The 15,201-nt window shown below is 43.0% G+C and carries 11 protein-coding genes; 5 read left to right on the top strand and 6 right to left on the bottom strand.

The window, feature by feature from the left end; translation table 11 throughout:
- Positions 1-4: 4 nt before the first annotated feature.
- The gene (locus tag ACP7H9_RS08215) at positions 5-1,624 is read right to left on the bottom strand and encodes a serine hydrolase domain-containing protein (protein ID WP_114982448.1); all 1,620 of its coding nucleotides are present in this window, start codon (positions 1,622-1,624) and stop codon (positions 5-7) included.
- A gap of 20 nt (positions 1,625-1,644) precedes the next feature.
- Positions 1,645-4,518, bottom strand: a complete 2,874-nt coding sequence (locus ACP7H9_RS08220) for an insulinase family protein (RefSeq protein WP_114982447.1) — start codon at positions 4,516-4,518, stop codon at positions 1,645-1,647.
- A 139-nt stretch (positions 4,519-4,657) separates the two neighbouring features.
- On the opposite strand from ACP7H9_RS08220, the gene ACP7H9_RS08225 reads away from it, so the two are divergent.
- Positions 4,658-5,332: a hypothetical protein gene (locus ACP7H9_RS08225; RefSeq protein ID WP_110013413.1), complete on the top strand. Its 675-nt coding sequence runs from the start codon at positions 4,658-4,660 to the stop codon at positions 5,330-5,332.
- A gap of 19 nt (positions 5,333-5,351) precedes the next feature.
- Here the strand turns inward: ACP7H9_RS08225 and ACP7H9_RS08230 are convergent, their stop codons facing one another.
- Positions 5,352-5,981, bottom strand: coding sequence for a hypothetical protein (locus ACP7H9_RS08230; protein WP_051018793.1), 630 nt, complete (start codon positions 5,979-5,981; stop codon positions 5,352-5,354).
- Positions 5,982-6,014: 33 nt separating this feature from the next.
- Here ACP7H9_RS08230 and ACP7H9_RS08235 point away from each other — a divergent pair, with 33 nt between their 5' ends.
- The gene (locus tag ACP7H9_RS08235) at positions 6,015-6,353 is read left to right on the top strand and encodes a YnfA family protein (protein ID WP_011235558.1); all 339 of its coding nucleotides are present in this window, start codon (positions 6,015-6,017) and stop codon (positions 6,351-6,353) included.
- Here the strand turns inward: ACP7H9_RS08235 and ACP7H9_RS08240 are convergent.
- A complete protein-coding gene (locus ACP7H9_RS08240) occupies positions 6,350-7,264 on the bottom strand; it encodes a pirin family protein (protein ID WP_110013412.1) in 915 nt (304 codons plus the stop codon). The genes ACP7H9_RS08235 and ACP7H9_RS08240 overlap by 4 nt on opposite strands.
- Before the next feature lie 164 nt (positions 7,265-7,428).
- On the opposite strand from ACP7H9_RS08240, the gene ACP7H9_RS08245 reads away from it, so the two are divergent.
- On the top strand, positions 7,429-8,778 hold the full coding sequence (locus tag ACP7H9_RS08245) for a hypothetical protein (protein WP_114982446.1): 1,350 nt from the start codon (positions 7,429-7,431) through the stop codon (positions 8,776-8,778).
- Between the two features lie 1,046 nt (positions 8,779-9,824).
- Here ACP7H9_RS08245 and ACP7H9_RS08250 read toward each other — a convergent pair.
- Positions 9,825-10,004 carry a DUF1778 domain-containing protein gene (locus ACP7H9_RS08250; RefSeq protein ID WP_133493659.1) on the bottom strand — a complete coding sequence of 60 codons (180 nt, stop codon included), beginning with the start codon at positions 10,002-10,004 and terminating at the stop codon, positions 9,825-9,827.
- Positions 10,005-10,338: 334 nt separating this feature from the next.
- Between ACP7H9_RS08250 and ACP7H9_RS08255 the strand changes: the two genes are divergently transcribed.
- Positions 10,339-10,581 (top strand): hypothetical protein, encoded by a 243-nt coding sequence (locus ACP7H9_RS08255; protein WP_114982444.1) that lies wholly within the window; start codon positions 10,339-10,341, stop codon positions 10,579-10,581.
- Between the two features lie 326 nt (positions 10,582-10,907).
- On the opposite strand, the gene ACP7H9_RS08260 is transcribed toward ACP7H9_RS08255, so the two are convergent.
- A complete protein-coding gene (locus ACP7H9_RS08260) occupies positions 10,908-11,138 on the bottom strand; it encodes a DUF2188 domain-containing protein (protein ID WP_114982442.1) in 231 nt (76 codons plus the stop codon).
- Between the two features lie 466 nt (positions 11,139-11,604).
- Between ACP7H9_RS08260 and ACP7H9_RS08265 the strand changes: the two genes are divergently transcribed.
- Complete coding sequence (locus ACP7H9_RS08265; protein WP_114982441.1) at positions 11,605-15,147, top strand: SIR2 family NAD-dependent protein deacylase; 3,543 nt, start codon at positions 11,605-11,607, stop codon at positions 15,145-15,147.
- Positions 15,148-15,201: the final 54 nt, after the last annotated feature.

Raw genomic sequence — 15,201 nt, forward strand, 5'->3', positions numbered from 1 at the left:
CGGACTATTTGTTGTTGCCTGTATTTTGCGTTAGCAGTTTTATGGCTTCATCATTTACTGGTATTGATTGTGCGTTTAGCATAACGGCAGCCCTTGAGCCATCAAGATAAAAGCCAACAAAACTACTGAAGCCGGCCGTCTGTCCGTTGTGCCAGGCGTAGGCTTTACCATCTTCGTCTTCGCTGATAAGCCAGGCTAAAGCTTGTTGGCAGCAGCCCTCAATGGCTTTTTGCGGGGCAAGTAATTGCTCGACAGTGGTATCGCCTTCTGCACTTTTTCGCATGAGCGTTTTAGTGTAGTTGGTCATATCACTCAGTGTGGAAACAATAGCTCCTGCGCCGGCCAGAGACTGAAAATGCCAGTGAGGTACTACGTCACCTAAGACATTATGTCCTGTTGCTAAGGAGCCTGGGGTGTGTTCTTTGCTGGTTGCCACATAAGTATCCGGCATACTGAAAGTTTCAAATACAACGTCATTTAACAGCTCTGGGAAAGGCTTTTCCGCATTTCTAGCGAGCGACTCCGCAAGTAAGCCATACCCGAAGTTGGAATACTCGTAACTGTTGACGCCGGGCTCTACCTCAGCCAAGGCACTTTCCAATTCTGACTGACCATAATGAACGTACGGGTCTGTCTGGTCGGCTTTGCTTAATAAATTTTCAGGGAGGCGGGGCAGCCCACTGTGGTGTGTGGCAAGTTGCCCCAGTGTCACTGCATCAGGTGCTTGCGGCCAAAACTCGTTGACTGGGGTATCAAGGGTTGTAGACTCATTAACTACTGCATGGGCCAGTAAATAAGCCACCATGGTTTTTGTGACTGAGCCAATTTCGTATTGTGTATTATGATCATGCCTGCCATAAAACTGGGTTTTGATTTCATCTTGGTCAATGATGGCAACCGCTGCACCGTGCTCGCCCAACTCGGGTGTCGGTGCGCTGGCCTGCTTATCATCCGAACCGGCTTTTTTGAAGGTGAGAGGAAATTCCTGCCCCTGTTTGAAAGTACCTTCGTAGCCTTCAGTTGTCTTTTTGCCGTTAAAGCTCGCCTGAATCATAGGTGACTTAAAGCTGAGTTTTTTGTCATCGATATGAACGTCTGTTAGAGGTATTCCAAAGCTCTGCTGTGCCGGGCTGTCTAAGGTCGCAATATACCCTTCGTGTACAACGGCAATATTCACTTGTAATGGTAAATTCGAGTTTTCGCTGACGGGCAAGTCGCCTTTATAGGTTGCTTCGTAGGTAAGGCGGGCTTTGTCATCCTGGGTCAGCTTATGTAGGGTAATACTGCGCTTTTTACCTTGTACGAATAACCCCTCTAATTGGCCATTATTCAGTTGACCCTGATAACTGGCGCTTAAGCTTGTATCAGTGAATTCTACCTTATTATCCTTAACTGAAAACTTCGTGGGTTGGTGATCAAACATGCCCTGATTTGGGCTGTCTAGAGTTAGCTGGCCATTATTGATATTGATGCCAAGAGTAATACTGACTCCCTCTTGAAGCACAAGCTCTCCACGCCATTTTCCTTCCAGTTCCTTTTGGTACTCTTTAGCTTGTAAAGAATGGTGGCAGAAGGCTGCCACCATAATAGTTGAGTAAATAAACCACTTAATAAAGGTCTTCATTTTGTTGCCTCATTGGTTAATTACTGCTTTTCCATCTCCTGGTGAAACTCTGCCAAATCGGAAATAACTTTCTGGTTTGGCAATTCCGCGTAGGGTTGTTCAGCAAACTTAGTACCACGCAGTTGCACCGAAATACGCGCCGCATCGGGGTTTAACATGGTTTGCTGGTAAAACGTTTTGGCGTCCGCAAGGTTTACGTTTTCAACGGCATCAATTAATTGCTCTTTGCTGTCGAATTCGAAGCGCTGCAAGCTCAAATCAGCCAGAAATGGAGAAACTTCCTCCATCAAGTTCTTCGGCTGTTCGTTCAATGTAATCAAGGTGCTTTGTTTGATTTGATTGAACTCTTCTGGCGTCATTTCCTGTAAGTCTTCCCAGTATTCTTCCTTGAAGCTATCAAAGCGTTCCTGCATATCGGCAACGCTTTTAACCGGCGTCTGAATATACAGCCCAAAACCTGCGTACTTATCCAGGCTCGGTGCGAAAGAGCCCACAGCATAGGCCAGTTGCTCTTCTGTACGCAGGGTATCAAAGGCTACGGTACGGAAGTGACTTTGCAGAACCGTTCCTGCCGCTAACGCGGCAAAACCCGGTTGAGGGTGAATGTGCGCATCGACCACCGCTACGTCAGCAACGTCCAGGTCACGACGTAGTACAATGGATTTTCCTGTTTCAGGCTTCCAGAATTGAGCCATTTTAAAGTCAGTAACCTTACGGTCTTCGGGTAAGCTGGCCTGAATGTTTTTAACAGACTCCTCCAGGTCACCTCGGTCATAATTACCAAAGGCAAATACGCGTATCGCATTATTGCCCAGTAAGGTATTCATAAAGTCAGACAAATCTGCCGAAGTTAATCCTTTTGCTGTTTCAATTAAGTCCGTTTGATTAAAACCACCTTCACGAATCAACTGTCCGTAGGCGTCAAAACTTTGATAAATAGGAAATTGCTGACCTTTGTTCTGCAGTTCTCTGATATAGCGATCAACGGCCTGTTTAAAGGCCTGCTCTTCTACGTTGAAGCTCAAATTATCGATAGCTCGTTCAAGCAACTGAGGCTGCTTATCGGTAAAGCCGGACACCGTTAGTGACAGGCCGGTGCCATCATTAAGGTTCAGGTTCATACCCGCAATATTCGCCTCGGTGTCCAGAGCGCTAACATTCATATTGTATAAATCGCGCCATAAAGCAGTTAAAACGTCCGCTTTTATACTTTTAATAGGTGCGTCGTTGTTTATTTGAATATAAAACACACCGCGCGGTTGGTCGCTGTATAACTGACTTGGATATTGCCAGACCTGAATGCCTTCCTCTTCGATAACCACTTTGGGTTTATCAAAAGCGTCGTTCTGCTTAATGGCAAAACTCTCTGGCAACAAGGTATTCACTTTTGGCAGGTTAATGGACATTTTCGGTTCGTTATCCCAGCTCGCGATTTCTTCTTGCGGTATGTCAACAACCTTGTATTTGCCTTCATAGAAATCGAGCTCGCTGTCGTGCGGTTCGTCCTGACTAATATACCAAACGCGCAGTCTTTCGGGTGTTAGTTGTGACAGTACCGAGCGGATGGCTTCAGGATCAAATTCACGGTATTCATAGGGGGCGCTGATAGCATACTCGGCAGGGAAGTTCTGCATTGTTTCAGCCAGAGAAGAAACGTAGCTGAACTCATCACTTTTTTCTAAGAAGCGAAAACGATTGCTCAGGCTAGTTTTTATTTCTTTAAAGTAACTTTCATCAACGCCCTCAGTGCGTACTTTATCGATGTACTGCATAATAAGCGCGACAATCTCTTCACGCTGTTGCATGCCGGCATTAGTGAGCTCAACATCAATGGCCAGAACACCGTAGTTCCCGTAAAAAGTGGGTTGTGCCGATGCATTTAAGCTAGCAATAAGGCCTGCATCTTTGAGTTGTTGTGCTGGCGTTCCAGGCATTTCTGAGCCGAGCAAGTAACTGACATAGCGGTTGGGCTTAACGGCAAACTGTTCCTGGTTGTCATTGATAATGAATTCCAGCTTTAGCTGCTTAACGTCTTCATTCGGTACATAGTGGATGCGCTTCTTGCCAACGTCATCGAAATTAATTTGAGCCGTGACTTCGGGTTCTTCAATACCGTCGTCTTCAATGCTGGCAAAGTGTTTACGAGCTAAGGTTTCCATCTCTTCTAACGAACGGTTGCTTATCATGGCAACTTTCATAATGTTGGCAGAATAGAAACGGTTGTAGAAATCGACGGTTTCTTTATGCAGCTCGCTGTTCTCTTTGTTACTCAGGCTGTCGAGGTTGCCAATAAGGAAACGGTTGGAAGGGTGCTCCCCCAATAATAAGCGGCCTAATTTAAACTGGCCGAAAAAGTCCATTTCACGGCGCATTGACCATTCGGCGTTCACTGCGTTGCGCTCTTTGTCTGCGTACCCAGGGTACAGTTTTGGTGCTTTGAAAAAATCAGAGAAGCGATCTAAAGCCTCATCATAGGCGTTGTTATTAATTTTAAACATGTAGTTGGTGACATCCAGCCAGGTAGAGGCATTTTGACTACCACCGTTATTACTCATAAATTCGCTGTATTCGTTGGTATCGGGATACTTTTCGGTTCCCAGAAACAACATGTGCTCAAGATAATGCGCCAGTCCTTGCTGAGCTTCGGGATCCTGCAATAAACCAACGCCAACACTTAAAGCGGCAGCCGACTTATCTGTATTCGGATCAGAAACCAACATAATTTCAATATTATTATCCAAAGTCACTACGCGATATTCGCGCTGGTCGTTCGGGCTTTTAATGACTTCGCCCGCCACGGCATTTTGAGTGGTGCCGGTTTCGGTAACGGGCTGACTGCAGCCTGCGGCTAAAAGAGCGAAGCTAATAGAGCTTGCGAGTAATAACTTCTTCATAAAAATATCCCTTAAAAAAATGACCTCAATATAATAACGAGGACTACCCTGCTTGTTGAGGGTGGTTTTTAATTATTTGTTGACTAATTTGTAACAGATTGTGAGAGTTAAAACATACTTTTGGTACAGGGATGTCAAAATGAAAGCAATTATTATAATAGCGATGCTTTTTTTATTAGTTGGCTGCAGTTCACCCACCGTATTTCTCACAACAGAACGGCTGCCACAGAAAGAGCGTCAGGAATTAATTTCTGCATTGTCTGAAAATGGGTTCAAAGTTAAAGCAACTTCGGGCGTGATGGTTCCGGAAGAATTCCCAGATGTGGTTGTAGCAACAAACCCCGCCAATGAAAACCCTGAGTTTTTCGCTAAACTTGAACAGGTTATTAGGCAACAAAACCTTGAGCCTGTAGCTTATCAAAAGTTTTATCAGCAGAAACATTATTATAAAGGGCGTAATGTTGGGTTATACGTGCGAGGTAATGCTCCTGAATTAAGGCTTCCACCGGTTCTTCGCGGTAACCACCAAACCTGTAATAACCAGCGTATGATTCTTGAATTTAAGAATAATAAACGGGTACATATTGACGTAGAAAAAGAAGAAATAACCTCGTACAAAGGAAGCTATCAGTCCATATTACCTGACACTATTCATGCTAACTTCGAGAGTCTGGAAGGCCCCGTAACACTGAGGCTTTCTAAAGTGTCTGTAGAAACCTATGCGGGAATGAAAACCGCAGACAAAATAGTCGTTACGAACAGCGACAATAAAGTATTACCAGAAAATTGCGAGTTCATGATCATTCACTATTAGATCCGATAACGAGCAGAGGTTATTTTTCTGCAGTACATTCAGTGTAGACTTCAGAATAAGGCTGGTCGAAACAACGAATGAACTTATCAACAATATTCAAGTTTGGCGGCCATTGTATTTCAATAGGGTTTCCGTCTGCATCTGTCGGATTAAAACCTTCGGGCTTAGGAACTGCAGCCAGTTTTTCCCTTTGATTTTTTAGCTTTTCTCTATCTGACTGTAAAAAGGCGATAGTGGCGTCAACGTAATAGTTCCAGCCAGACATGTCTTTTTCGGGCGACTTGCGCGCTTGCTTCATTAAGCTAATAGCGCGTTGATACTGACCGACTTCGGCTCTAAGCTGACCCTCATGCCAGACAAAGGTTCTCATAGCCCCTTTGGAAATCTCGTTCTTTGTGTAATAGGTATGGATAAGGTCGGCTGCCGCTTCACGACAGGCTTCCGCTTTAGCTACTTCTCGCCAGCCTTTTTCCAGGTTTTGGTCAAACTCCCTGGGAGATAGCTTTAACATTTCAACTTCGTTATAAGAGCAAGTTTCACTCTCTGTATTTGTATCTTTGGCTACGGAAAACGGAGAGGCAATGGTTATTGAAAGAAAGCCGGTAACGAGTAATGCCCGCATAGTGAAACTGCTTGTAGTAGACTGCATAATGTCTTCTCCTGCTAAATAAAGGTGCTGAACATGTCTGTTTTGTTGATAGCCAAAACGCTAGGGCTTTTCTTTATTACTGCAATTGCCGAAATTATCGGATGCTATTTACCTTACCTGTGGTTGAAAAAAGATGGAAGTGCCTGGTTATTGATTCCTGCAGCTATCAGTTTGGCAGTATTTGCCTGGCTGCTTACATTGCATCCGGCTGAAAGTGGCAGGGTCTATGCGGCTTATGGGGGCGTTTACGTGGTAACTGCACTGCTGTGGTTAAAGGCTGTTGAAGGAGCTTCATTGTCGACTTACGATGCCGTAGGCGCTGCTTTCACTTTAACCGGAATGGCTATTATAGCGGTTGGCTGGAACCACTAAGGCAAAGGAATAAACTCATCTTCATCGCCAACAACTTTATCAAAGCGTTGATTCTGCCAATCTTTTCTTGCCTGCTCTATTAGTTCTTTATTAGAGGACACAAAATTCCAGTTAATAAACCGGTTGCCCAATGCATTACCGCCAATAATGACAATATGTGATGGTTCCTGAGCTGTAATAACGGGTTGCTCTTCAGTTTTTAATACAACCAATGTTCTTGCCGCTAGTTCTTTACCTTCTGAATTTAAGCGACCAGAAACGATATAAACAGCCAACTCTTCTGTTGTCGGTAACGTCAGTTCTTGGCCAGAGTCCAACTTGGCTTCTAGGTACAAAGTTTCAGACAAGGTAGGAACAGGTGACTTTACGCCATAAGCTTCACCTATCATGACGCGAACCGAAACCCCATTCACATTAGCCGACGGAATATCGGTTGACGGAATATGATAAAAGGCAGGCTCTGTCTGCTCGTACTGTTCGGGTATAGCTAACCAGAGTTGCAAGCCATGTAGCCTGTGAGCGCGGGCCGTAATTTCCGGGCGCTCTCTTTCTGAGTGCGTAACGCCTTTGCCTGCGACCATCAGGTTGATATCGCCGGGCGTAATTATCTGATAACTGCCAATGGAGTCCCGGTGCAGCATTTCGCCATCGAATAAGTAAGTGACAGTGGATAACCCAATATGCGGGTGTGGTGCGACATTGACACCTTCTCCCTGTGGGAAGTCGGCTGGGCCCATTTCATCAAAGAAAATCCACGGTCCGACCATACGCTTTTGGCGAGTGGGTAATGCGCGGCGGACATAAAAGCCGCCTAAGTCGCTGTCGCGAGGTTCAATAATAACTTCTATTGCAGATGACGGTTGTTCGTGCGAGTCACAACCTTGTTCAGCATTGTTAAGAATATTGCTCATGGAATACTGGCTGCCTTCAAAGTTATCTAAGTTCGTTTGTTATCTTTTTTAAAGATTACCGCAAAGTGCCGGGGCGCAAGGAAGAAATCCTCAAATTTTGCTCAATATTTATTCGTTACTGCCGATGATTATAGTAGGTATCTCATACTAATAAGAGACTAAAGGTGAAAATATCAATAACAAATCACTATTCATCCTTAACCAAGCCGGTACCCGCTAAGCAGCCGATAACGGTGCTACAGAGCCATGTGTCGGAGCCTCTGGATACCCAGCCTGAAAATACCCAGGGGGTCTTCCTTAGTGAGCTAGATAAACTCTATTTTAATTTTAATAAATGGTTGGAAGAGCCAATACAATCAGAATTCTCGGCGGAGAAAATAGAAAAACTAAAAGATTTGTACTCAAAAATGTCTGAGGAAGATTTTATCCGGCTGGGTAGGTTAGGCATTACATCGAACGATGATTTCTTGTCTATGGTTGAAACCCTGGACAAAGAACAACTTTCGCAGTTAACCGATACATTTTATGGGTTGTCGGCTTCTGCAAACATGCTTTTTACCCATGTTAATGAATTTAATCCCTCCAGAACATACGAAGAAAAAGTAGAACAATTTATTGAAGTGCTATCAGACACTCAGCGAATTGCCCGGGATCAACTGATTGAAAAGGCGGCTGAATATGATGAAAAAATCAGTATTCACAAAGCTGAGCGTGAGAACAATGATACCTATGAATCTCTAGGAGGATATTTCGACGTTAAATCGAGCGCGAACGACCTGCAGAACTTTGTTTCGACCGTAATAGATACCAAATCGCCCGCTGATTTTGTTAACAAGCTCGATCAATACAGCCGGGAACAGCAAAGTAGCTTGTTAAATGTGCTTGGAATGAGCCGGATTGAAGGTGAGCAACTGCTTGACGGTCTTCTGGATAAAAGTGATGAGGCCAGAACGAGCATATTGTCTTTTATTGGTAAAGTAGCACTTAAAACAAACCCTTTCTTTGAAATGAGCGCTTTTGGTGATTCGGAACATGTGGTGAGTATCAGCAAAGGGTTTGGCGATAACCTATTCGAGACAACGAAAAAAATGCTTGAGAATATGGGGGAGTTGCTGACAACCTATAATTTCAGTGACGAACAGCTCGTAGAAATGGGTGACCAACTTAACGACCTAAATAGAAAGGAACAAATCGGCTACCTGGAAGCTGCGGTCATCGGCCTCGATAATCTATTAGGTATACAAACGAGCAGCACCAATGAACTTGTAGACATGAAAGCAGAGCCCCAGGCTATGAATAAACTGCAGTCCGTTTTAAGTAGTAAAGATGCTTTGCAGGCTGTTTATGAAGCCCGCGAGGGTGAGGACCGGAGAAGCGGGCGTTCCTACGTGCCGAAGACCAAATGGGAATACCTGGAAGACTTGGAAAAAGTGGTGTCATCTTATATTCCGCCGGCGGAGTCTGACGAAAACGTTCGGGATCCTTGGGAATATGCCTCTGGCGCTAAAGCTTGACATGTTTATACTGTTGACAATAAGCCCCGCGAGAGAATTTGCGGGGCTTCCTGTACCCTTCTTATTTCAGAGTAACGAACGAAGTTTGACTTCTAGTATCAAACTAATTTCAAAACTTGGTTTTGAGCCATGTATTTTTCAATAATTCGATTTTACAACAAAGTTAGCTGATGCATGCAGTTTATATAATATTTATCTGTGTCGCAGGCGCAGCATCTGCGACACGTGCTTCAATCAACCAACTTCTTAACTCAATTACATGTGTTGCGACACAGATCTGTGTCGCAAGTGCTGCATCTTGCTTGAGAAACTGACTTAATAACTTGGCTATTTCGGTATTTACACACTAAATATAGCAGTCGCCGTTACATGTCTTGTGATACAGATCTGTGTCGCAGGTGCTGCACCTGGCTTAAAGTTCTAAGCTTATAGTCAGTTAGTTTTGCGTTATGAGAAGATTACGTGATGCAGGCTTTTTCTATAATATTTATCTGTATGGCATGTACAGTACCTGCGGCACAGCTGTATGGAATATTTGCGTTTAGGTTGAGCTGCAGTACTCGCTATAAATATTTATGGCAAGTACTGTATTTGCGCCAAATAGTGCCTTTTTCATTTTCTAAGAAAGTATCAAGGCTGTGCTTTTTTTGAGTTGTCTATGCAGGGAGCGCCATAAACTTTTATGGCAAGTTCTGCAACTGGTGTCTAAAAGATTGCCTGATAATGTTGAGTTTGAGTGTTCTCGGGTGTCATTTATGAGTCAGCTATGGCAGCGATTGCTTGCTAGTTTAATTTTAGAAGCCCCGCCGATCAGTCAGGTTTTCCCGATCTTTATGGCTGCTAATTTTAATTAGCTTCAATAAAATTAATCCAGTAAGCACTTGGGATTTAGATCTGTTGCTATTCACTTCGAGTCAAGTCAATGCGGCGGTGACCAAGATGCAATGATTTAGCCTCCTCTCGGAGGCTTTTTAGTTTTTGACCGTCGCTGTGTGAATGAACAAGCACTGCTTGTGGGACCGGTTCTACTGCTCAGAAGCAACAAGCTAGCTGTTTTTCATCAAGGTTTTCAGTGCTGCTGTAGGCTCGGCTGGCTCATTGATTACTTTGTTTAACTTCTCCCACGCCTTTTGATTTAGTTTTGTGCTTTGGATTGCTGTTTTGACCTTTACACTTTTAGTTTTTTTGTTCATTTTCTGACCCGGTTTTATTCTGATTTCTTTCATTGTCTGGTTGCACTTTTGTCTTAAACACATAAATAGCGTATATAACAAAAACGCTAAGAATCGCAACTGGTATTAGTCCTGAGAAAAGCTGCTCAAGCATGTTATCCATTTATCCCTCTTTATGTATAAATCGGCATTAATTAACTATGCCACTTACCCTTGCCTCACCTCAAGTAGTGTAGACACTCTCGCAAAACATACCTTAGCTATGATTTAATGCTGAGTTGTAGTGCGCTAACTGAACTGACCTTTCCCTTGAACTAGCGCCGCCGCCCAAAGTCTATTTAGGTTGCAAAATCAGTATGCTATAGGAAATTTATAAGGAGAAGCTCCAATGAAGAAAACGGCTAAAATGTCAGTGGAAGTCGTCACTGATATCGTCTGCGACAAATGTGGAGAATCGCTAGTTCCCGAAATACAAAAAGACTATCAAGAGAATCTGAATGATTTTGCTGACTTTGGTGTACTCAAAGCATCGTTTGGCTACGGTTCAGGTCGGGACGGCGAGAGCTTTCATTTTGACCTGTGCGAAATATGTTTTATGGAGCTGGTTAATAAGGTTATGAATCGCAGTTAGTTCATTAGAAACTTAGCAGTAGCTCTTGGAGTGGACTGAAATGTTAGTAAACCGAATTAGGTGGTACAGCTTGAGCTATAAACTCACCACCAATAAACAAAAACTACCCAGTATGGCATGCATTGCTGCAATAGTAGCATCCATTTATAGACCACTCAGGGTGCCTTCGTTTGGCCTCTTTTACGGCAGAATGACATGAATCGTGTATGCCCAAGTCTTCCTGGTTTTCTAGTGAAGGTAAATGGTTACATTCATTTACTACGTGAACTTCTTGGTCGTCATTTTCCGTATTGGTATTTAAAATATAAACTTTCCAGCTCATGTCATTATCCTTCTGTCGATTCGGGATCGTTGCCATAGGAGTGTTTGTCCCGGATTTTCCCGTTATCACCTCTATGTATCGATATCTCCGAGCCGGATCGCATTGCGAGCTCTTTGGTTTGCTTAAAGGCATCTGCTTGTGTATCTGCTACAACACTAGCTCGTGATGCACTCTGCCTTTTTCCACGCCACTTACCATCTTCACCTTGATACACATTAAAATCATCGTCAGACATCTTATTTCTCCAAATATCGCCTTCAATTAAGGCAATACTTATATTGGGGTGTTGTTTAAAAAATCAACAGGTTCTATGAAGCGGACCGAGAATAACCGACAGTTCCTGACTATTATTTGGAGTGGGAGTGGAACTGGTTCCATTTTTGTGTAACTCCTTATTTTTAAAGGCCTGCAGAGACGTTAAGCAATTTTCAGTTGATAAGGAGCGGAACTGGTTCAATTTTCGCATAAACCCTCGCTTTTAAAGGGCTGTAGAGCTACTAAGCGATTTTCAGTCGAGCAGGTGGGAATTACTTCGTTTTTTACATAAAACCTTACTCTCAAAAGATTGTATAGCTGCTTATCTAATAAGGTAAATAACCCGACTAAAAAAACACTTAATCTCTGAATAATCAGTTTTTTGACTCATTAAGCGCTCGAATGTAGTTTGTATCTTTATATGTTTGTCAGGAGCAATTTAAGTAATGGACGCTATTTCCCAAATTTCTGATTACAACGCTTTAAAAAAGCTTGCGAAAGCGCTTTGGCAACAGGATAGTGCTTACCACGGAGCCGCTATAATGATAGGCGCGGGCTTTAGTCGAGCGGGTGCAGTAACAGGAGGGGATAATAAGCACTTACCGTTGTGGAGTGATTTCTCTGCAGCTATTAATGGCGAAATGGGTACAAGTAACCCCGACCCTTTGCGAGTAGCCGAGGAATACAGGGCCTACTTTGGCAAGCAAGCGTTATATGACCTAATAAAAGCAACAGTAAACGATCGTTCCTTCACGCCAGGGGAGCTGCATGAGCAGGTTTTGAAACTTCCGTGGTCAGAGGTACTAACGACGAACTGGGATACATTACTTGAGCGCGCCTCTCTCAATATAAATAACCCTGTTTATAGTGTTGTTTCAAAACAAGAAGATTTATCTAGTGCACGGGCTCCGAGACTAGTTAAGTTGCATGGCACTATTGATGTGACTAAAGACCTGGTTTTCACCCAAGAGGACTATAGAAAGTACCCAAGTAATTACGCTGCTTTTGTGAATTTTTCGCGACAAGTTTTTATAGAGAATGAACTCTGCTTACTGGGCTTCTCTGGTGATGATCCAAACTTCTTACAGTGGGCAGGCTGGGTGAGAGATCATTTATCTCATCACTCGCGAAGAATCTATCTTGTCGGAGCCCTGAATCTGCCTCCGTCACGGCGAAAGTATTTAGAGTCGATCAACGTTGCCCCTATTGACCTATATGATCTTGTTTCTGAGTACGATGATCCTAATGCTCAACACTTTGAGGCAACAAGGTGTTTTCTTAAGGCTTTATATGAACTAAAGCCAATGCTCGCTTGGGAATGGAGCCCAACGCAGTTAAATCAGACACACTCTCTTTTAACGGGCTTAAAAGAAAACATTAGCGATGCGCAAATTAAGCAATCTATAAATGAAATAACAAAAACACTAAAAAAAGATAGGTCATCTTATCCGGGTTGGTTGGTGTGTCCATCGATCAAGAGGTTTGAGCTAAAATCCCAAATATCTAGCTTGATTTTATCATCGAGAATCTTACAGGCTTTAGGCAAAGACCAACGTGCTAAATTACTTTACGAAGTAGCGTGGAGGCGAATGGTAACTTATGACGTGGTCGAACCTTGGTTAGTAAGCGAGTTTATAAAGTTATGTGATCCAAGCGAGCCATGTACGCTGTCTAAAAAACAGCAGCTTGAGATTGCTCTACTGCTTCTAAAAAGTTCTCGGTGGATAGATTACTCAGAAAAAGAGGAGATCGTCGAATTAACAAGCTCGATTTTAGAGAAACACGGAAAGTATTGGACGGAAGCGTCAAATGAGTTGGCTTATCACCAAGCATTGCTTGCTAGGGATAACCTTGACTACCGAAACTTAGAGCTGTGCGTTAAAAATCTTAAAGAAGCAAACCCTATTTGGAAGTTAAGAAAAGCATCACTGTTAGCAGAATTAGGGCGATTTGAGGAAGGGAAAGTATTAATTTCAGAGGCTTACCGCAAGTTACTAAGCCAATATCGGAATGATCAGAGTTCGATACATATACTGTCGCGCCTGGCATGGGCAAGTTGGTTAATGCGTAGCGTTTATTTCCTATCGAAAGAAGAAAAAACAGAGGAGCTCCCCGTAAATTATCGGGAGTTAAAATGTGATCCTTGGGATTACTTGGAGCAAGTTAGAACAAAAGTGGTTGATGATCTTGAGAGACAAGAGAGTAAAAAGGGCGTTGAACCATCGTTCCATCCAGGCCGGTATAAAGATAAATCTAATACAGTAACTTTTAATAACGACTCACATTCATTATTAATTTATGAGGGCATTACAAATGAGGTGGGTATTCCCTTACGTTGGTCAAATGTGAACCTTTTAGGAAATCACGCTAAAAGGCTTTGCGAGTTGGATGACTTAGGTAACATACACCGACTTTCTTTAGCTATTCGAACAGCAAATAGCGAAACTTCTGATTCTTTGAACCGTGTTCTCTCGAGAGTTCAGGTGGCTCGACTATCAGAATCTGAAGTTAGTTCTGCGTTAAGGCAATGTGAAGGGGCGATCGATTATTGGCTAGTACTATTATCAGCTGACAATGATAAAAGAGCCTATGCAATTGAAAAGCTAAGGGTTTTCATTGAAGCTCTAGCCAGATTATCTACTCGCGCTAATCCGGAAAAGGCTATTAAACTTTATCAGATGGCCATTTCTCTTGGTAAAAATCCACACTTTAGGCATTGGTGGCTATTTAAAGCGCTTGGGGATTTAATCGACTTTTCGCAAAAAAGTATTCCTGAAGCTCAGCAGCACAAAATACTAGAGGGTAGTTTGTTATTCCCTCTTGAATCAGAAGTGAACGCTGAACCTCATTTTCGATGGCCAAACCCAGTTGTTAATCATCCGGGAGTTAGGGGTTCAAGCAGTAATTTAGATCGTCGAATCGATGAGATAATTGAAAAAATATCACCACTCTCTGAGCAAAGCGTTGTAGCTTTGGAGAGACTAATACCATTAGTCGAAAGCGACTTTTTAACTGATAACGAAAAAGATAAGTTAGCTGTTCAGTTATGGCCCGAGCATTCATGTTATGAAGAGTTACCAACGACGGGTTTATTAAACTATGTTCTCCTAAAGTTACCGGCTCGCGATAAGGCTGCTGTTACCAAATTGGTTAAAAACTATCTATTTGAGAACAGAAGTATAGCCGACCCATCTGATAGTCTGTTAAACGATCTGATAAGTGCTTCTTTGAATAGTACTGTCAAGTTATTTCCCTCTGAGAGTCAGGCGAAACGCTACTTCAAAGAATTGGTGGCTTGGCGTCCCAGTTACAGTGATGACGATGTAACAGGCCAGAAAAACCAGTATAAAAAGGAGTTGGCTAAGTTAGTAAGCGAAACGCTCTCTCGTTCTATAGTTCCAGCTTTGTCGGATATAGAGTTAACTAAAAAGAACTTCAAGAAGTTAAAAGATTTTTACAACGACGTTAAGAGTCCCGAAATTTTAATAGCGTTTTCCTATTTTGCAGCGGCTGACATAAATGAAGCTAATTCAGTTAAAGAGATTATCAGGCGAGGCTTTCAATTGGGTGAAAGCGAGACCCTCGCTTTTTCAACATTCGCCCTTTTAAGATGGCGGGAGCTTGAAAAATGTCAAGCAACCGACGAACTCATTTTACGGTTAGTGCATTTGATTAATTACAATCTTCCGACAAGAATCGGTGCCCCGCTATGGACTATTCTTCAACTGTTGAAGCAAGGCTATTTAAGTAAAGATAATATTAGGTCGGTCACCGACTCGGTGCCGATTATATTTGACAGCTGTGGATACCAAAACATTTTACCTAGCAGCAGAGACTCGATCAGCAACTCGCTCGTAAGGGCTACTTGCGTAAATTTAGCGCAAGAGATAATAGATAAAGGCTTTGAAGCCGATGATTTATATAGAGTATTGGAGGAGGCAAAAGAAGATCCTCTTCCTGAAGTTCGGTTTGCTAACCATAAGTGCTAGCAGAGCGGTGTAACGGAGTGAGTTCATCATTTCGCTGTGATCCGAACATGTTCA

The organism is Idiomarina sp. ST20R2A10 (genome assembly GCF_051842345.1).
Lineage (GTDB): Bacteria > Pseudomonadota > Gammaproteobacteria > Enterobacterales > Alteromonadaceae > Idiomarina > Idiomarina loihiensis.